Source organism: Methylobacterium durans (assembly GCF_003173715.1).
Lineage (GTDB): Bacteria > Pseudomonadota > Alphaproteobacteria > Rhizobiales > Beijerinckiaceae > Methylobacterium > Methylobacterium durans.
Map to the genome: position 1 here is coordinate 6,614,624 of NZ_CP029550.1, position 17,931 is coordinate 6,632,554.

General features: G+C 70.8%; 17 protein-coding genes, 1 tRNA gene and 2 riboswitches. Of the genes, 7 read left to right on the forward strand and 11 right to left on the reverse strand.

What is annotated here, in order from left to right; translation table 11 throughout:
- Positions 1–7 precede the first annotated feature (7 nt).
- The 5 genes from rplK to DK389_RS31065 all read right to left on the reverse strand — a co-directional run bounded on the left by rplK (position 8) and on the right by DK389_RS31065 (position 2,008).
- On the reverse strand, positions 8–457 hold the full coding sequence (gene rplK / locus DK389_RS31045) for a 50S ribosomal protein L11 (RefSeq protein WP_109895603.1): 450 nt from the start codon (positions 455–457) through the stop codon (positions 8–10).
- Positions 458–608: 151 nt separating this feature from the next.
- Positions 609–1,142 carry a transcription termination/antitermination protein NusG gene (gene nusG, locus DK389_RS31050; RefSeq protein WP_109896990.1) on the reverse strand — a complete coding sequence of 178 codons (534 nt, stop codon included), beginning with the start codon at positions 1,140–1,142 and terminating at the stop codon, positions 609–611.
- Positions 1,143–1,207: 65 nt separating this feature from the next.
- The gene (secE, locus tag DK389_RS31055; RefSeq protein WP_109895605.1) at positions 1,208–1,504 is read right to left on the reverse strand and encodes a preprotein translocase subunit SecE; all 297 of its coding nucleotides are present in this window, start codon (positions 1,502–1,504) and stop codon (positions 1,208–1,210) included.
- A 175-nt stretch (positions 1,505–1,679) separates the two neighbouring features.
- Positions 1,680–1,756, reverse strand: a tRNA-Trp gene (locus DK389_RS31060).
- A 63-nt stretch (positions 1,757–1,819) separates the two neighbouring features.
- Positions 1,820–2,008, reverse strand: a complete 189-nt coding sequence (locus DK389_RS31065) for a DUF1444 domain-containing protein (RefSeq protein ID WP_162560978.1) — start codon at positions 2,006–2,008, stop codon at positions 1,820–1,822.
- A 131-nt stretch (positions 2,009–2,139) separates the two neighbouring features.
- Between DK389_RS31065 and DK389_RS31070 the strand changes: the two genes are divergently transcribed.
- The gene (locus DK389_RS31070; protein WP_109886678.1) at positions 2,140–3,393 is read left to right on the forward strand and encodes an IS701 family transposase; all 1,254 of its coding nucleotides are present in this window, start codon (positions 2,140–2,142) and stop codon (positions 3,391–3,393) included.
- Here DK389_RS31070 and DK389_RS33290 read toward each other — a convergent pair.
- The 5 genes from DK389_RS33290 to gcvT form a co-directional block, all read right to left on the reverse strand.
- Positions 3,346–4,116: a DUF1444 domain-containing protein gene (locus tag DK389_RS33290; protein WP_162560979.1), complete on the reverse strand. Its 771-nt coding sequence runs from the start codon at positions 4,114–4,116 to the stop codon at positions 3,346–3,348. The two genes, DK389_RS31070 and DK389_RS33290, sit on opposite strands and share 48 nt — an antisense overlap.
- 176 nt (positions 4,117–4,292) lie before the next feature.
- Positions 4,293–5,483, reverse strand: a complete 1,191-nt coding sequence (gene tuf / locus DK389_RS31075) for an elongation factor Tu (protein ID WP_109895584.1) — start codon at positions 5,481–5,483, stop codon at positions 4,293–4,295.
- Between the two features lie 166 nt (positions 5,484–5,649).
- Complete coding sequence (gcvP, locus tag DK389_RS31080; RefSeq protein WP_109895609.1) at positions 5,650–8,496, reverse strand: aminomethyl-transferring glycine dehydrogenase; 2,847 nt, start codon at positions 8,494–8,496, stop codon at positions 5,650–5,652.
- A gap of 43 nt (positions 8,497–8,539) precedes the next feature.
- Positions 8,540–8,902, reverse strand: a complete 363-nt coding sequence (gene gcvH / locus DK389_RS31085) for a glycine cleavage system protein GcvH (RefSeq protein WP_109895611.1) — start codon at positions 8,900–8,902, stop codon at positions 8,540–8,542.
- A gap of 31 nt (positions 8,903–8,933) precedes the next feature.
- Positions 8,934–10,130: a glycine cleavage system aminomethyltransferase GcvT gene (gcvT, locus tag DK389_RS31090; RefSeq protein WP_109895613.1), complete on the reverse strand. Its 1,197-nt coding sequence runs from the start codon at positions 10,128–10,130 to the stop codon at positions 8,934–8,936.
- Between the two features lie 56 nt (positions 10,131–10,186).
- A riboswitch (glycine riboswitch) is annotated at positions 10,187–10,281 on the reverse strand.
- A 1-nt stretch (position 10,282) separates the two neighbouring features.
- Positions 10,283–10,382, reverse strand: a riboswitch (glycine riboswitch).
- Between the two features lie 261 nt (positions 10,383–10,643).
- On the opposite strand from gcvT, the gene DK389_RS31095 reads away from it, so the two are divergent.
- Positions 10,644–11,495 carry an outer membrane protein gene (locus tag DK389_RS31095; protein WP_109895615.1) on the forward strand — a complete coding sequence of 284 codons (852 nt, stop codon included), beginning with the start codon at positions 10,644–10,646 and terminating at the stop codon, positions 11,493–11,495.
- Positions 11,496–11,598: 103 nt separating this feature from the next.
- Here DK389_RS31095 and DK389_RS31100 read toward each other — a convergent pair whose 3' ends face one another.
- Positions 11,599–12,981: a TAXI family TRAP transporter solute-binding subunit gene (locus tag DK389_RS31100; RefSeq protein ID WP_109895617.1), complete on the reverse strand. Its 1,383-nt coding sequence runs from the start codon at positions 12,979–12,981 to the stop codon at positions 11,599–11,601.
- 719 nt (positions 12,982–13,700) lie between these two features.
- Between DK389_RS31100 and msuE the strand changes: the two genes are divergently transcribed.
- From msuE to DK389_RS31125, 5 genes are read left to right on the forward strand one after another with little or no spacing between them, the layout of a single operon-like run.
- The gene (gene msuE, locus DK389_RS31105; RefSeq protein ID WP_109895619.1) at positions 13,701–14,306 is read left to right on the forward strand and encodes an FMN reductase; all 606 of its coding nucleotides are present in this window, start codon (positions 13,701–13,703) and stop codon (positions 14,304–14,306) included.
- Complete coding sequence (locus tag DK389_RS31110; protein WP_109895621.1) at positions 14,303–15,274, forward strand: aliphatic sulfonate ABC transporter substrate-binding protein; 972 nt, start codon at positions 14,303–14,305, stop codon at positions 15,272–15,274. Before msuE ends, DK389_RS31110 begins: the two co-directional genes overlap by 4 nt.
- A 24-nt stretch (positions 15,275–15,298) precedes the next feature.
- Entirely contained in the window at positions 15,299–16,300 is a 1,002-nt protein-coding gene (locus DK389_RS31115; RefSeq protein ID WP_109895623.1) for a sulfonate ABC transporter substrate-binding protein, read from the forward strand.
- Positions 16,301–16,304: 4 nt separating this feature from the next.
- Positions 16,305–17,096, forward strand: a complete 792-nt coding sequence (locus tag DK389_RS31120; RefSeq protein ID WP_109895625.1) for an ABC transporter permease subunit — start codon at positions 16,305–16,307, stop codon at positions 17,094–17,096.
- A 4-nt stretch (positions 17,097–17,100) separates the two neighbouring features.
- The gene (locus DK389_RS31125) at positions 17,101–17,931 is read left to right on the forward strand and encodes an ATP-binding cassette domain-containing protein (protein ID WP_109895627.1); all 831 of its coding nucleotides are present in this window, start codon (positions 17,101–17,103) and stop codon (positions 17,929–17,931) included.

Here is a 17,931-nt window from a genome sequence, read left to right on the forward strand (position 1 = left end):
CTCCCGCTCAAGCGACCACGTCGAGGCCCATGGCCCGCGCGGAGCCACGGATCATCGCGACGGCGGCGTCGACCGAGTCGCAGTTCAGGTCCGGCATCTTCCGCTCCGCGATCTCGCGGAGCTGGGCCTCGGTGACCTTGCCGACCTTCGGGCCCTTGCCCGGGGTCTTGGAGCCGGAGGCCGGCTTCTTGCCGAGCTTCAGGCCCGCCGCCTTCTTCAGGAAGAAGGTGACCGGAGGCTGCTTCATCTCGAAGGTGAAGGACCGGTCCTGATACGCGGTGATGATCACCGGGATCGGGGTGCCCTTCTCCATCTGCGCGGTCTTCGCGTTGAAGGCCTTGCAGAATTCCATGATGTTGAGGCCGCGCTGACCGAGCGCGGGGCCGATCGGCGGCGACGGGTTGGCGGCGCCGGCCGGGACCTGAAGCTTCACGTAGCCCGTGATCTTCTTCGCCATGGGACTGCTCCCAAATGTTGCCCGCGGCCGGGCTGCCTAGGGCACCGGCGGGACGGGCGGTTGCAGGTCGCGGTGCGGTCCGTGGATCCCGGCGGCGAACCGGGCGGACCTCCCGCGGATGATCGGGCGGCCGGGGGCCGGCCCGCTACGGTCAGGCCTTCTCGACCTGCGCGTATTCGAGTTCCACCGGGGTGGCGCGCCCGAAGATCGAGACGGCGACCTTGAGGCGGGAGCGGCTCTCGTCGATCTCCTCGACGGTGCCGTTGAAGCTCGCGAACGGCCCGTCGGCGACGCGCACCGTCTCGCCGATCTCGAAGGAGATCGAGGGCTTCGGCCGGTCGACGCCCTCGGCGACCTGGCCCTTGATGCGCTCGGCCTCGGCGTCCGGGATCGGCACCGGCTTCGACTTGTCGGCGCCGAGGAAGCCCGTGACCTTGGGCGTGTTCTTGATGAGATGGTAGACCTCGTCCGTGAGGTCGCACTTCACCAGCACGTAGCCGGGGAAGAACTTCCGCTCGGCGTCAACCTTGCGGCCGCGGCGCACCTCGGTGACCTTCTCGGTCGGCACCATCACCTCGTCGAAGAGGTCGGTCAGCCCGCGCTGGGCCGCCTGGTCCTTGATGGACTGGGCGACCTTGTTCTCGAAGTTCGAGTAGGCGTGGACGATGTACCAGCGCTTCGACACGGCTCTCATCAACTCCGGACGTCCGCGGGCCCCGTGATCCGGGACCCGGAATTCTGCTTCAGGCGTCAGACCCCGAGGATCACGCCGACGAGGTAGCGCAGGGCCTGATCCACCACGGTGAAGAACAGGCTCGCGGCGACCACCATGATGAACACCATGATGGTCGTGATGGTGGTCTCCTTGCGGCTCGGCCAGGTGACCTTGCGGCCCTCGTCGCGGACCTGCTGGATGAAGTCCAGCGGGCCCGTGCGCTTCGGCGCGGGCCGCGTCGGGGGCGTCTGGCGCGGCGGCGTCGGCGTCGACGATCCGCGCGGGGTGCCACGCGTCAGGTCCATCTTCTTCGTCGCTTCGTTCGATGCCATGGCGCCGTAACCGGGGAGATTCGAGTCCGGGAAAGAGAGGGCGCGGCGCCCTGGGCTCTGGGTAAGCCCGCACCGACGGCCATCATCGATCTCGGAGTGCGCCCGCTCTAGCGCAAGTCCGCCGCCTTGTCGACAGGCTACGGTCCGTACGGATCAGCGGGCTGGCAAAGGGGAATGGCAGGAGTGGAGGGACTCGAACCCGCAACCTCCGGTTTTGGAGACCGGCGCTCTGACCAGTTGAGCTACACTCCTAGGCGCCACGCTCCATGCCCCATCGCGCGCCGCCGCGCAAGGGGGCGACCTGCCTGCGGGGCCTCAGCGGCCGTGGTCGGCGAGTTCGGGAGCGGTGAGGGGGCGCAGGCCCCCTTGGGCGTAGCGGAACAGCTCGTCGCTGCGGCTGTACGGACCCTTTTGGAAGGAGTCGCGGACGACCTTCGCGATCCGTGCCCGGGCTTCGCTGTCGGGCGTCCACGCGATGATGAACTCGCGCGTCGGGGCGGCCACGACGATCTCGGGTGTGCCAAGCGCCTTCCGAACGCGCTCCATGAAGCCGGGCAGCAGCAGTCGGCTCGCGGCTTAGCATTACAGTTGCAGGGTGAGGCTCCTATCTGAGTGGTTTCGGATGGGAGAGCGCGATGTCCTCAACCTCGCTCGAATCGACGCTGGAGCTCTGGTCGACGACACTGCGGCAGGCCAAGCAGCGCATCCGCCCGCTGTTTGCCGCCCCGAGCGTCGCCGCCTCCGCCAACGCCTTCCTGGAGGGCTTGCTTGGGGGTGAGCGGCGCAAGACCGGCTGGATGCGGGCTGAAGCTGCTGGTGATCCAGGCCCCTGGCGCCAGCAGGCTGTCCTCGGTCGCACGCACTGGGACGCGGAGGCGCTGCGGGACGTGGTGCGTGACTACGTCCTCGAGACGCTCGGCTCACCTGACGCGGTGGTGGTGATCGACGAGACCGGCTTCTTGAAGCAGGGCAGAGCCTCGTGCGGTGTGGGCCGGCAGTACACAGGCTCAGCTGGCAAGATCACCAACTGCCAGATCGGGGTGTTTGCCGCCTACGTCTCGGATCAGGGCCACGCCTTCATCGATCGTCAGCTGTACCTGCCCAAAGCCTGGGCCGGAGACCCGGCTCGAAGGCGGACGGCGCATGTGCCGGAGGCCATCACCTTTGCCACCAAGCCGCAGCTGGCGCTGGCCATGATCGAGCGGGCGATAAAGGCAGAGGTGCCGTTTGCGTGGGTTGCGGCTGACAGCATCTACGGGGTTGGCGAGATCGAGCTGGCGCTGCGCCGTGCGTACAAGGGCTACGTGCTCGGTGTCACGGGTCAGCATCGGTTCTGGTCCTGGGACCAAAACCTCGACGTCGCGGGCACCGCCGAGGAGATCGCCAAGGATCTCTCCAAGACAGACTGGATCCGGCTCTCGGCCGGATCTGGCACGAAGGGACCGCGCCTGTTCGACTGGGCCTACCTGCCGCTGGCCACGCTGCCGGCGGATGCGCTCGACGCCGCTCTTGATCAGAGCGTGTGGACGCGCGGCCTGCTCGTGCGGCGCAGCCTGTCGGACGGGAGCTTCTCCTACTTCACCACTTGGTGCCCGGCCGGCACGCCGGTGCAGACGCTGGTGGCCGTGGAGGGGCGACGCTGGGCCATCGAGGACGCGTTCGAGACCGCCAAGACGGAGCTCGGGCTGGCCCACAACGAGAGCCGTTCGTGGCACGGCTGGCACCGGCACGTCAGCTTGGTGATGCTGGCTTTTGCGATGTTGGCGCGGGTGCGCCGGTTGGCCAACGGAACGCCCCCAAAAACGCCGCTCATCGCCAAGCTCGCCGGTGCCGTGGTCCATTCAGGAGATCCGGCGCGTGGCGATGCGGCTGGCGCAGCGGCGCATTGAGCCCGCGCTCGTGCTCGCTTGGTCAGCCTGGCGGCGCGCCCACCAAGCTGCCGCCCGACAGGCGCACCTCAGAACGAAACTGCAACTGTAATGGTCGCCGTCCTCCGTCGCGGAGGTGGCGAAGCGGCCGATGGTGCCCGTCGGCGACACCTCGATCGAAACCTGCCTCGCATCGGCCTCGGAGTTCCGCCGGGCCGGCTCGTCGAGTGCCTCGGCCTCGACGCCCCAGGCCTTAAGCATCGGCGCCGTGATCAGCTGGTAGCGATTCGGCTCGTCCAGGGCGTAGGCGACAAGCAGCCGCTGCGAGAAGGGCCGGGTCACGAGGTCGGGGGTCCGCGTGGCGTATTCCGGCGGGACGAGCTGGATGCGCAGCCGGGCCAGCGCCGTCTCGAAGGGTTCCGCCCGGGTGGATGGCGGCGCCTCCTTCGGGTAGGGCCCGCCCGGCATCGTCTGCGCCAGGAACGCCAGGATGCGGCGCTGGCGCTCGGTGGCGCTCCTGCCGCGCAGGTCGCCGTGGAGGTTGCCGAGATAGAGCGTGTAGGCCTCGACGTGAACCTGTTCCGGGTCGTCGTCGACCGAGATCTTCACTTGCGGATACAGGCGGCGGAGAATGGCGACGATCTCGTCGCGGAAGCGTCCGTCCTTCAGGTCGTCGGCCCGTGCCGGGATCGGGCAGGCGAGCAGGACTGCGCATCCGAGCAGGAAACGGCGCGTCGGCCACATCGGAGGGCCTCCTGTCAGGCGATGGTCCTCCGGAAGACGATTTCGCCCGCCCACCGTCAAGACGATGGCCGGGCGAAACCTTGATATTTCACGACCTTGTCAGGTCGTCGCTCGGTCTTTTCGGTCGGCGCTCGAACTCTGGATTGTAAATCCAGTCGATCCGTCGACCGAAAGCTTTACTCGTTGATGGCGGCGACGACGCCGGCGCCGACGGTGCGTCCGCCCTCGCGGATGGCAAACCGCAGCTTCTCCTCCATGGCGACCGGCACGATCAGCGCGACGTCCATGGTCACGTTGTCGCCCGGCATCACCATCTCGGTGCCCTCCGGCAGCGTGCACACGCCCGTCACGTCCGTGGTGCGGAAGTAGAATTGCGGCCGGTAGTTGGTGAAGAACGGCGTGTGGCGACCGCCCTCCTCCTTGGTCAGGATGTAGGCCTCGGCCTTGAACTTGGTGTGCGGCTTCACCGAACCCGGCTTACACACCACCTGGCCCCGCTCCACGTCCTCGCGCTTGGTGCCGCGCAGCAGCACGCCGACGTTGTCGCCCGCCTGGCCCTGGTCGAGCAGCTTGCGGAACATCTCGACGCCGGTCACCGTCGTCTTGGTGGTCGGGCGGATGCCCACGATCTCGACTTCCTCGCCCACCTTGATGATGCCGCGCTCCACGCGACCCGTCACCACCGTGCCGCGCCCCGAGATCGAGAACACGTCCTCGATCGGCATCAGGAACGGCATGTCGATCGGACGCTCCGGCTGCGGGATGTAATCGTCCACCGTCGCCATCAGCGCCAGCACCGCCTCCTTGCCGATCTTGGGCTCCTTGTCCTCCAGCGCCATCAGCGCCGAGCCCTTGGTGATCGGGATGTCGTCGCCGGGGAAGTCGTACTTCGAGAGAAGCTCGCGCACCTCGAGCTCGACCAGCTCCAGGAGCTCCTCGTCGTCGACCATGTCGACCTTGTTGAGGAACACCACCAGCGCCGGCACGCCGACCTGGCGGGCCAGGAGGATGTGCTCGCGGGTCTGCGGCATCGGGCCGTCGGCCGCCGAGACCACCAGGATGGCGCCGTCCATCTGGGCGGCGCCCGTGATCATGTTCTTCACGTAGTCAGCGTGGCCGGGGCAGTCGACGTGCGCGTAGTGGCGGTTCGTGGTCTCGTACTCCACGTGCGCCGTCGAGATCGTGATGCCGCGCGCCTTCTCCTCCGGCGCCTTGTCGATCTGGTCGTAGGCCGTGAAGGTCGCGCCCCCCGACTCCGCCAGCACCTTCGTGATCGCCGCCGTCAGGGACGTCTTGCCATGGTCGACGTGGCCGATCGTCCCGATGTTGCAGTGCGGCTTCGTGCGCGAAAACTTCTCTTTGGCCATCGTCTCTTTCCTGCGGCAAGGCCCGCGCTCGCGCGGGCCTGAACGGTCGCCCTCAAGTCTCGGAGCCGGGCGAAAGGCGCGGACCGCTTAGAGGCAACCTGTCCTTTGATCAAGGGGCGGTGTCGGACGGTCCCCGGCCCGCCCGGGACCGCCCGGACGAAACCCGCTACTCCGCCGCCTCCCCGTAGGCTTCCGGCGGCGGGCAGGAGCACATCAGGTTGCGGTCGCCGTAGGCGTTGTCGACGCGGTTGACCGGCGGCCAGTACTTGTCGATGCCGAGCGTGCCGGCCGGGAAGCAGGCGGCCTCCCGCGAGTAGGGCCGTTCCCAGGGGCCGATCAGGTCCTGCACTGTGTGGGGCGCGTTCTTGAGCGGGTTGTTCCGGGGGTCGCTGCTCCCCTCCTCGATCGCCCGGATCTCCTCCCGGATCGCCAGCATGGCGTCGCAGAAGCGGTCGATCTCGGCCTTGGTTTCCGACTCGGTCGGCTCGATCATCAGGGTGCCGGCCACCGGCCAGCTCATGGTCGGCGGGTGGAAGCCGCAATCGATCAGGCGCTTGGCGATGTCGTCGACGCTGATGCCGGCGCTCTTCTGGAAGGGCCGCACGTCGACGATGCACTCGTGCGCGACCCGCCCGTTCCGGCCGGCGTAGAGGATCGGGTAGGCTCCCGCGAGCCGCCGGGCGATGTAGTTGGCGTTGAGGATCGCGACCCGCGTCGCCTGGGTCAGCCCGCGGCCCCCCATCAGCAGGCAGTAGCTCCACGAGATCGGCAGGATCGAGGCCGAGCCGTAGGGCGCGGCCGAGACGGCGCCCGCCTCGCCGCTGCGCGGGTCGCCCGGCAGGAACGGGATCAGGTGCGCCTTGACGCCGATCGGCCCCATGCCCGGGCCGCCGCCCCCGTGCGGGATGCAGAACGTCTTGTGCAGGTTGAGGTGGCTGACATCCGCCCCGATGTCCCCGGGCCGGGCGAGGCCGACGAGGGCGTTGAGGTTCGCCCCGTCGAGATAGACCTGGCCGCCGTGGCCGTGGACGATGTCGCAGATCTCCCGCACCCGCTCCTCGAAGACGCCGTGGGTCGAGGGGTAGGTGATCATGCAGGCGGCGAGGTTCGCCCCGTGGCGCTCGGCCTTCGCCCGGAAATCGTCGAGGTCGATGTTGCCGTCGGCATCTGCCCCGACCACCACGACGCTCATGCCGCACATCTGGGCCGAGGCCGGATTGGTGCCGTGCGCCGAGGACGGGATCAGGCAGACGGTACGGTGCGCCTCCCCGCGCGAGAGGTGGAAGCTGCGGATGGCGAGGAGCCCCGCATACTCGCCCTGCGCGCCCGAATTCGGCTGCATCGAGATCGCGTCGTAGCCCGTGATCGCGCAGAGTTTTTCCGAGAGGTCGTCGATGAGCTGCCGGTAGCCCTGCGCCTGGTCCTCCGGCGCGAACGGGTGGATCTCGGAGAATTCGGGCCAGGAGATCGGCAGCATCTCGGCCGTGGCATTGAGCTTCATCGTGCAGGAGCCCAGCGGGATCATGGCCCGGTCCAGTGCCAGGTCCCGGTCGGCGAGGCGGCGCATGTAGCGCGTCATCTCGCTCTCGGCCCGGTTCATGTGGAAGATCGGGTGCGTCAGGTACTCGGAGGTGCGCACGAGCCCCTGCGGCAGCCGCGGCTCGGGCCAGCCCTCGTCGTAGGCGAGCTCGGAGCCGCCGAAGGCGTGCCAGACCGCCTGGACGATGTCGGGCCGGGTCCGCTCGTCCACGGTGATGCCGATCCGGTCGCTGCCGACCCGGCGCAGGTTCACCCCGTTCGCCAGGGCGTTCTGCAGGATCACGCCCTGGAAGGGGCCGACCTCGACCGTGATCGTGTCGAAGAAGGCGGGCGGGCGGACCGTGAAGCCGAGGCGTTCCAGGCCGGCGGCGAGGCGCACCGCGTCCCGGTGCACCCGGTCGGCGATGGCCTTGAGGCCGCGCGGCCCGTGATAGACCGCGTACATCGAGGCGATGACGGCGAGCAGCACCTGGCTCGTGCAGATGTTCGAGGTCGCCTTCTCCCGGCGGATGTGCTGCTCGCGGGTCTGCAGGGCGAGGCGGTAGGCTCGGTTGCCGTTCGCGTCGACCGAGACGCCGACGATGCGTCCGGGCAGGGCGCGCTTGTGGGCGTCGCGGGTCGCCATGTAGGCGGCGTGCGGGCCGCCGTAGCCCATAGGCACGCCGTAGCGCTGCATCGAGCCGACCGCGATGTCGGCGCCCATCTCGCCGGGCGGCTTCAGAAGCGTCAGGGCCAGTGGGTCGGCGGCGATCGCGGCGATCGCGCCCACCGCGTGGAGCGCCGCGATCGGACCCGAGAAATCGTGGACGTCGCCGCAAACGCCCGGATACTGGAACAGCGCGCCGAACACGGCGGCGGGGTCGAGGTCGGTGAAGGGATCGCCCACGACGATGCGCCAGCCGAGCGGCGCGGCGCGGGTCCTCAGCACCGCGATCGTCTGCGGCAGGCACTCGTGATCGACGAAGAAGGCATCCGCCTTCGCGGTCGCGACGCGGTGGGCCATGCCCATCGCCTCGGCTGCAGCGGTGGCCTCGTCGAGGAGCGAGGCGTTCGCCACGTCGAGCCCCGTCAGGTCGCAGACGAGGGTCTGGAAATTCAGTAGGGCCTCGAGCCGCCCTTGGCTGATCTCAGGCTGGTAGGGCGAGTAGGCCGTGTACCAGGCCGGGTTCTCGAAGATGTTGCGCTGGATCGCCGGCGGCATCGTGGTGCCGTGGTAGCCCTGGCCGATCAGCGAGACGAGGACCCGGTTCCGGTCGGCCACGGTGCGGATGTGCTCGATCACCCGGCGCTCGCTCAGCGAGCGGCCGAAATCGATGCGCTCGGCCTGACGGATGCCCGCCGGCACGGTCTCGTCCACGAGGGCGTGGAGGTCGGGCGCGCCGACGACGGCGAGCATGGCGGCGATCTCCGCCTGGCTCGGGCCGATGTGGCGGCGGTTGGCGAAATCGTAGGGGTCGTAACGGTCAGCGCTCATGGGGCGTCCCCGGCGTCGGCGAAGCGGGCGGGCGGAGGGAGGGCTATTTCGCCATCGCCGCGTAGGCGGCCTCGTCCATCAGCCCGTCGAGGGCGGCAGGATCGTCGAGGCGGATCCGGTAGAGCCAGCCGGCGCCCTGCGGATCGGACGCGACGGAGCCCGGATCGTCGACCGCGGCCGGGTTGATCTCCGTCACCTCGCCCGCCACCGGGGCGTAGACGTCGGAGGCCGCCTTGACGGACTCGACCACCGCCGCGGCGTCGCCCTTCTTCAGCTTGGCGCCGACCTTAGGCAGCTCGATGAAGACAAGGTCGCCGAGTTGCTCGGCGGCGTGGGCCGTGATGCCCACGGTGGCGACCTCGCCCTCGAGCTTCAGCCACTCGTGCTCGTCGGTGAATCTCAGCATGGTCCGCTCCTGAAGGATTGAGAGAAAGTGGTCAGCTGCGCTTGAAGCCGGCCGGGACGAAGGGCAGGCGGGCGACGGCGAGGGGCAGGCGCTGGCCGCGCAGCTCCGCGAAGATCGTGCGGCCGGGCTCGGCGAGGGAGGCGGGCAGGTAGCCCATGGCGACGGGCGCCTGCAGGCTCGGGCCGAACCCGCCCGAGGTGACGTGCCCGACCGGCTCGCCGCCCGTCTCCCCGGCATAGAGGGTGATGCCGGCCCGGACCGGGGCGCGCCCCTGCGGCAGCAGGCCGACGCGGCGGCGCTCGGGCCCTCGCTCCAACGCGCCGAGGATTCGCTCCGCGCCCGGGAAACTGCCCTCCCGGGCGCCGCCGCGGCGCCGGGCCGGCGAGATCGCCCAGGCGAGCCCGGCCTCGACCGGATCGGTGTCGGGGCCGATGTCCGAGCCGTGCAGGCAGAGACCTGCCTCGAGCCGCAGGGAATCGCGGGCGCCGAGGCCGATCGGCAGCACCTCCGGATCGGCGAGGAGCGCTTCCGCGATCGGCTCCGCGGCATCGGCGGGCAGCGAGATCTCGAACCCGTCCTCGCCGGTGTATCCGGACCGGGCCACGATAGCCGGCGCACCGAGGATCGCGGTCTCGCGCACGTCCATGAAGCGCATCGCGGCGACGTCCGGGGCGAGCCGCGCCAGGGCCGCCTCGGCCCGGGGACCCTGCAGCGCGAGGAGGGCAGCCGGCTGCTCGGTGATCCGGATGCTGCCCGGCAGGCTCGCCCGCAGATGGGCGAGGTCCGCCGCCTTGTTGGCGGCGTTGACGACGAGCATCAGCCGGTCCCCGAGGTGCGCGACCATCAGGTCGTCGCGGATGCCGCCGGCCTCGTCCGTCAGGAGGCCGTAGCGCTGGCGCCCGGGCTGGAGGCCCAGGATGTCGACCGGGATCAGGCGCTCCAGCGCCGAAGCCGCCTCGGCCACGCCGGATTCCCCGGTGACGGCGATCTGGCCCATGTGCGAGACGTCGAACAGGCCGGCCGCGGCGCGCGCGTGCAGGTGTTCCTTGAGCACCCCGGCCGCGTAGTGGAGCGGCATCGCGTAGCCCGCGAACGGCACCATCCGGGCGCCGAGGCGCAGGTGAAGGGCGAGCAGCGGCGTCTCTCGCGGAGCGCCCGGCGGGGGTGGGGCAGCGCGGGCCGAAGCGTCACGCTCGACGGCAGCGGGGGGCACAGGTTCTGGAGACATCGGTCTCTCCGCAACAGACGGCACCGGCAAAATCCGAGCGGATCCTGCCCCTGCCCCCATCTGTCGCGGTTACCTGAGAGCTTCTCTCAACCGCCGGGGCGGCTGAGATTTCTCCTTCGGTGGGCGCCGTGCGGCGCCTCTCTCCAGATTGTCCAACGAGTGCGGTGATTGTGCCTGAGAGTTTCCGGGGGTGGTTGCTCCGTCGGCGCCATGGCCGGCTCGCGCCGGACTGGGCTCTCCCGCATCGTCTGTTTCGAACGCCGACAGCGTGTCATGTCGCGGCGCATCCTGCAAGCGCCGTACGGCCATGAGACCGCGACGCGACTGCGCCGCACGGCCATGTGATCGGGTCGGCTCGGCATCCTCCGTCCCATTGCGCTCCTTTTGGGCATTTCGACGCGAAACTGAGCTCGGAAGGATTGATTTCGTCCAAGTGTGGCAAGACTGGCATAGGGGCGGCCCGGTCCGCGGCCTAGGTTCGGCCCAACGCTTCTCGCTCCGGGATTCCGCCACATGCTCAAGTCGCTTCTGCTCGCGGGCGCCGCCACTGCGCTCGTCGCTGGCGCCGCCGCCGCCGCCGACCTGCCGCGCCGCGCCGAGCCGCCGCCGGTCTTCACGCCCGTCCCCGTCTTCACCTGGACGGGCTTCTACCTCGGCACCCAGACCGGCTACGCGATCACCGACAACGGCCCGATCCGCACCCAGGGCAACGATCCGTTCACCATCGGCAACGTGGCCGCCGGCTTCCGCCCGGCCCGGATCCGCGCGGAGCAGGACGGCCTGACCAGCCTCGGCGGCGGCATCGGCTACAATTACCAGTTCACGCCGGGCGCCGGCTTCGTGGTCGGCTTCGAGGCCGACGCGACTTGGACCGACATCTCGAAGCGCCCGGTCTATTTCAGCCAGCGCGGGGATCCGGCGGCCTTCCAGCAGACGCTCGACTGGCTCGGCACCGTGCGCGGCCGCCTCGGCTACGCCTTCGACCGCGTCTTCGTCTACGGCACCGGCGGCTTCGCCTACGGCAACGTGCTCTACCGGTCGCGCTTCTTCAGCCTGGCGGCGGGCAACCCCCTCGCCTACGCGGGCCAGTTTGACGGCATCGAGACCGGCTTCGCCTACGGCGGCGGCATCGAGTACGCGATCCCAACCGACAGCTTCCTCAACCGCTTCAACTTCGTCGGCTCGCTCCTGAAGGCCGATGCCATCACCCTGAAGGCGGAGTACCTGCGCTACGACCTCGGCAGCCGCAACGTGCTGGTGGCCGGCGGCCTGCTGCCCGCGGCGCCGGGCTCCTACACCTCCCGCTTCCGCACGGAGGGCAGCATTATCCGCGCGGGCTTCAACTACAAGTTCAGCGGGTTCTAGTCGGAAGGGCGCCGGTCCCGCCGGCGTCAAGCACGCGTTTCGAGGCCGGGTCCGCTCTCCGCGGGCCCGGCCTCACCGTTTTCAGGCGTCTCGCGACGCGCGCTCACTCCACCGCCCGCAGACCCGGCTTCGTGCCGGGCTTCGGGCGCAGCGTCTCGCCTTCCGCTGCCCGCCGCACCGTCGAGCGGGCCGCGTCGACAGCCATCGCGGCGGCCGAGATCGTGCGCGGCTCGGTGGGCCGGTCGACCGCGTGGCGGACGATCTCGGCCGCGAGGTCGTCGATCTCGCCCGCGAGCGCTGGGAGCCTGGATGCATCGCCGGACCGGCGCGCCTCCGCCTGGATCTCGAGGAGCCGCTCGGTGGCCACCTCGACGCGCTCGCGGCGCAGGCGGGACAGGCGCTGGCGCAGCCACGCCAACCCCGAGCCGACGCCGCCGCCGAGGAAGGCGACGAGGTAGATCCAGGTCTCGTACCGCTCGATGAAGCTCTCCTGCTCGCGCTCGTAATAGTCGATCGCGCCCGGATGGATCGGCAGACGCGCCGAGGTCGCCGCCGCGGTCACGTCGTAGGCGGGCGCGTGGATCGCGTTCGCGGCCGGCAGGGCGTCGGCGAGCGCGGTGCGCGTCTCGAACAGGTACTGCGTCACCTCGGCGGCGATGCTGCGGGAGAGGTTGGCGCGGGCCATCAGCCGGTAGGAGGCGCCGACTGTGGCGACGTCCTCCTCGGGCAGCTTCGGCTTGCCGCCGAACAGGCCCGCCGGCACGGTCACGGCCTGGAGCCGCGGGAAGCGCTCGATCAGCGCCGGCCCCTCCGACACGCCGAACAGGGCTACCCTGCGGGTGCGGCTCGCGCCCTGGACGAGGCCGATGATCCGCCGCGCGGAGGGCGTCGTCGGCGTCGTCACGAGAGCGACCGCCTCGATCCGCTTCTCGGCGAGCGCCTTGGCGAGGTCGTCCTCCTCGACGGGGACGAGGGTGACGGCGCCCGCGGGCACCGGGCCGGGTCCGGACTCGCGGAGCTGCAGCCCGTAATGCTCGACCGCGTCGCCGATCAGGGTCCGGTCGGCGTTGCGCGCGGCGATGATGCCGAGGCGCCGCCGCGCGAGATCGGGGAAGGCGCGGATCCCCGAGCCCTCCGGCGCCACCACGATCAGGGCCTGCTCGCGCAGGACCGCGAGCGTGAGGCCGTTCGGGGGCAGCGACACGTCCGGCCGGACGACGGCGAGGTCGGCCTCGCCCTTGCGCAGGGACTCGGCGCTCTCGCGCACGCCGTCGAAGGGCAGCACCTTCAGCCGGACGCCCTTGTCGCGGGCGGCGAGCGCCTCCGCGTAGGCGCGCAGCAGGGCCGGCTCGGTGCCCCCGCTCGGGGCGACCGCGATGGTCAGGGTGCTCGCGCGCGACCAGTAGAAGGCCGTGCCCGCGGCGAGCGAGAGCAGCACGGCGACGACGAGGAAGACGAGCTCCCGGCTGATCGGCATCCTCGGCATCGCCGTCCCGCGCCTCCCCGGCCGCAATCCGATGCTCCGCAACACTGCGACGGGCGAGATGGTTGCGAGAACCGGCCGTCGAGGCCCGCCATCGCCTGTGGGAAACCCCGGGAGGCAAACTCACATTTCGAAATTGCGGCGACCGGGCCACCCAGCACGGCCGCGCGGGGTCCGCAATTCGCGTCTCGCGCGCGCGCGCGCGAGAAAAAACCCCGCGAACGCACGGTTCGCGGGGTCAGGCAATTCCACGGGGCGTCCCTAACGGGCCACTGGCATACTGAATACCATTCCTAGCCGACGCGCAAGGGGCCAGCATACTCATTCTGCGGAATTTTTCGCGGCATGCACTGTGATGCGCCTCCGGATGCGCCGATAGACGGCCGGGCTGGTCCCACCCGGGCAGGCCGTCTCGCGACCGGAAGAATTGTTCTCTATAACGAACAAACTTGGCGCTGTTTATAGCCTTTGACCGCTTCTCACCCCTGTTTTTGGAACCGAAACAATAAATTCTCCCCGCTTCGGGCGATCGGGAGATCGATCATCTCGGAACGATCGTTCTTTAAAACGACCATTTCATTGACCTCACGGCGCCGAGCGGTCAGCTTCTGGGGAACCCTCAAACGCACGGCCGGGCTGGTCGCGGTCTCCCGTGGCTTCGCCCGCATGGGCCGGGTGCGAGCCAGAGACACGAGCCAGACCCGCTTTCGGAGAGTGCCCGGATGAGTAGACCGAGACTTGTCGGCATCAGTGCCAACCTGCAGCGGCCGTCGCGGACGCGCGCGCTGGTGGAGGCGATCGCCGAGGAGACCGCGGCCCGCGCGCCGATCGAGCTGCGCCTGTTCGACTTCGTCGATGTCGGTCCCGGGCTCGGCTCCGCCTGGACGCGGAGCGCGCTGCCGCTGCCGGCGCGGCGCGTCGTGGAGGCGATCGAGGAGGCGGACGCCCTCGTTGTCGGCTCGCCCGTCTACAAGGGCGGCTACACGGGCCTGTTCAAGCACCTGTTCGATTTCGTCGAGCCCGACGCCCTCGTGAACAAGCCGGTGGCCATCGCGGCCACGGGCGGCGGCCCCCGCCACGCCCTCGTCGTCGAGCACGCCTTCCGCCCGCTCTTCGGCTTCTTCAGTGCCCTCCAACTCCCGACCGCCGTCTACGGCTCCACCGCCGACTTCACGGACCACGCCCTGACCGACGCGGACGTGCAGGGCCGCGTGCGGGATGCGGCCGGCCAACTCGCCGCGCTGCTCACCCGCGGCGTCCTGCCGGCCCGCCGGCCGGCGGCCGAACTCGCCGCGCCCGAGCCCGCCTTCACGGTGACCGGCCGATGATCGATCGCCGCAGCCTCCTCGCCGCCGCCCTCGCCGCGACGCTCCCGGTGGCCGGGGGCGCGCCGCTCCTCTCGCCCCTGCCTGCCCGGGCCGCGGAGGAGTTCCGGATCGGCTATCAGAAGAACGGTATCCTCGTCGTCGCCAAGCAGCAGGGCGTGATCGAGGAGCGGCTCGCGCGCCTCGGCCATTCCGTGCGCTGGGTCGAGTTCTCCTTCGGGCCGCCGCTCCTCGAGGCCCTGAGCCTCGGCGGCGTCGATTTCGGCCAGACGGGTGACGCCCCGCCGATCTTCGCTCAGGCGGCGGGCGCGAACCTCGTCTACGCGGCCGCCCAGGAGGCGGGCGGGTCCGGCGCCGGCATCCTGCTGCCGGCCGGCTCCAAGATCGAGAGCCTGCGCGACCTCAAGGGCCGCCGGGTCGCCTTCGCCAAGGCGTCGAGCGCGCACAACCTGACCCTCGCGGCCCTGGAGAAGGCTGGCCTGACCTACGCCGACATCGAGCCGGTGACGCTCGCTCCCGCGGACGCCGCCGCCGCCTTCAGCCGCGGCAGCATCGATGCCTGGACGATCTGGGACCCCTACTTCGCCATTGCGGAGGTGCAGCCCGGCGCCCGCGTCCTCGTGCGCAGCACCGACATCGCGCGGCCGAACAACTTCTTCCTGGCCAACCGCGGCACCGCGGAGACGAAGCCCATCGTGCTCGCCGAGGTGATCGACGCGCTCGCCGGCGTCGCGCGCTGGTGCGAGGCGAATCGCGGCGAGGTCGCGGCGATCCTCTCGAAGGGCACCGGCGTGCCGCTGCCCGCGACCCGCCGGGCGGTCGACCGGACCGACTACGTGATCGGTCCGATGAGCCCCGCCGCCGCCGTCGAGCAGCAGCGCATCGCCGATCGCTTCCACGCCGCCGGCCTGATCCCGCGCCCGATCCGCGTCGCCGACGCGGTCTGGACCCTCCCGTCCCGCAACGGCTGAAGCCCGAGAGCCGAGACGATCCCGATGACCGACCTTCCCCGCTTCCGCGCCGCCGCGGCGCCCGCCCTCTCCGCACCGAGCCGCCGCTCGGTCCTCGCCGGTGCCCTCGGGGCCGCGGCTCTCGCCGCGGGCCGCCCGGTCCGCGCGGCCGAGCCCGGTCTCCTGCGCGTCGGCTACCAGAAATACGGCACCCTCGTCCTCCTGAAGGGCAAGGGCCTGCTGGAGCAGCGTCTGAAGCCCCTCGGCTACCGCGTGGCCTGGGCCGAGTTCCCGTCGGGCCCGCCCCTCCTTGAGGCGCTGAACGCGGGCGCGATCGATCTCGGCTCTGCCGGCGAGGCGCCGCCGATCTTCGCGCAGGCGGCGAGCGCGGATCTCCGCTACGTCGCCAACGAGCCGCCCGCCCCCCTCGGCGAGGCCATCCTCGTGCCCCGCGACAGCAAGGTCCAATCCGTGGCCGACCTGCGCGGCAGGACGATCGCCCTCAACAAGGGCTCGAACGTGCATTTCCTGCTCGTGCGGGCGCTAGCGGAGGCGGGGGTGCCCTACGAGGCGGTCAACCTCGCTTGGCTCAGCCCGGCCGATGCGGGGGCCGCCTTCGCCCGCGGCGCGGTCGACGCCTGGGTGATCTGGGACCCCTTCCTCGCCTCGGCGGAGCGGAGCACCGGTGCCCGCACCCTCGTGACCGGGCAGGGCCTCGCTCCGAACCGTCAGTTCTACCTCTCGACCCGCTCCGCCACCGAGACGCACCGGGACGCGATCGAGGCGGCGCTGACCGCGATCGGCGAGATCGATGCCTGGGCGAAGGACAACACGGATGCGGTCGCGGCCGAGCTCGCGCCCTCCGTCGGCATCCCCGCGCCGGTCCTGACGGTCGCCCTGCGCCGCCTCGCCTACGGCGTCACCCCGCTCGATCCCGCGACGGTCGCGGACCAGCAGCGGGTGGCCGACACCTTCCACGCGCTCGGCCTCCTGCCGAAGCCCCTCCGGGTCGCGGACGCGGTCTGGACGCCGGCGCGGAACGGGTGAGCGCATGACCCAGGCTTCCCCCACCCTCGCGAACCGCACCATTTCGCGCCTCGTCCCCTGGCTGCTGCCGGCGCTGATCCTCGGCGGCTGGCAGGCCGCCGTCTCCCTCGGCCTCGTCTCGAACCGCTTCATGCCGGCGCCCCTCGACGTGGCCCGGGCCGGCATCGAGGCGGCGCGCACGGGCGAGCTCTGGACCAATCTCGGCGTCAGCACCCTGCGGGCGCTCGCGGGCTTCGCCATAGGCGGCGGCATCGGCTTCGCGCTCGGCCTCGCCAACGGCCTGTCGCCGCGCTCGGAGCGGCTCACGGACACCAGCGTGCAGATGGTGCGCAATGTCCCGCACCTGTCGCTGATCCCGCTCGTGATCCTGTGGTTCGGCATCGGCGAGGAGGCCAAGCTCTTCCTGGTGGCGCTCGGCGTGTTCTTCCCGATCTACGCCAACACCCTGCACGGCATCCGCTCGGTCGATCCGGCGCTCGTCGAGATGGGCCGGGTCTACGGGATGAGCCCGTCCGACCTGTTCCGGCGCGTGGTGCTGCCCGGCGCCCTGCCCTCGATCTTCGTGGGCCTGCGCTACGGGCTCGGCATCATGTGGCTGACGCTCATCGTCGCCGAGACGATCTCCGCCTCCTCCGGCCTCGGCTACATGGCGATGCAGGCCCGCGAGTTCATGCTGGTCGACGTCGTGGTGCTGGCGATCCTGATCTACGCGGCGCTGGGCAAGCTCGCCGACACGCTGACGCGGACGCTGGAGCGCATCTGCCTCGCCTGGAACCCCGCCTATCGGACGGTCTGATCCCATGCTGCTCGAAGCCACCCGCCCCGCGGCGCCGACGCGGGCCGCCGAGACCACCCCGCCCTCGCCGGCCCGTGCGGCCGCGCCCGCGGCCCGCGGCATCGCGGTGACCGTCCAGGGCCTCGCCAAGCGGTTCGGCGACGCATCCGTCCTCGAAGGGCTGGACCTCCACCTGCCGGCCGGCGGCTTCACCGCGGTCGTCGGCCGCTCGGGCTGCGGCAAGAGCACCCTGCTGCGCCTGATCCTGGGCCTCGAGACGCCGAGCGCCGGCCGCATCCTCTTGGAGGAGGCGGGCGAGGCGCGGCGCCGCGCGAGCCCGCGCCGGATCATGTTCCAGGAGCCGCGTCTGCTGCCCTGGGCGCGCGTCATCGACAACGTCGCCGTGGGCCTGACCGGCCAGGGCACGCGGGCCGAGCGCCGGGCCCGGGCGGAGGCTGCCCTGGAGGAGGTCGGGCTGAGCGACAAGGCCGGTGCCTGGCCGGCGACCCTGTCCGGCGGCCAACGCCAGCGCGTGGCGCTCGCCCGCGCGCTCGTCAGCCGCCCGGGGCTCCTCGCCCTCGATGAGCCGCTCGGGGCGCTCGACGCCCTCACCCGGATCGGCATGCAGGATCTGATCGAGCGGATCTGGCTGGCGCAGGGATTCACTGCGCTCCTCGTCACCCACGACGTCGGCGAGGCCGTGGCGATGGCCGACCGCATCATCGTGCTCGACGCCGGCCGTGTCGCCCTCGACCTCCGGGTCGACGTGCCCCGGCCCCGCCGCCGTGGCGACCCGAGCCTCGCGGCGCTTGAAGGCCGCATCCTCGAATACCTCCTCGGCGGCAACGCCGGCTGA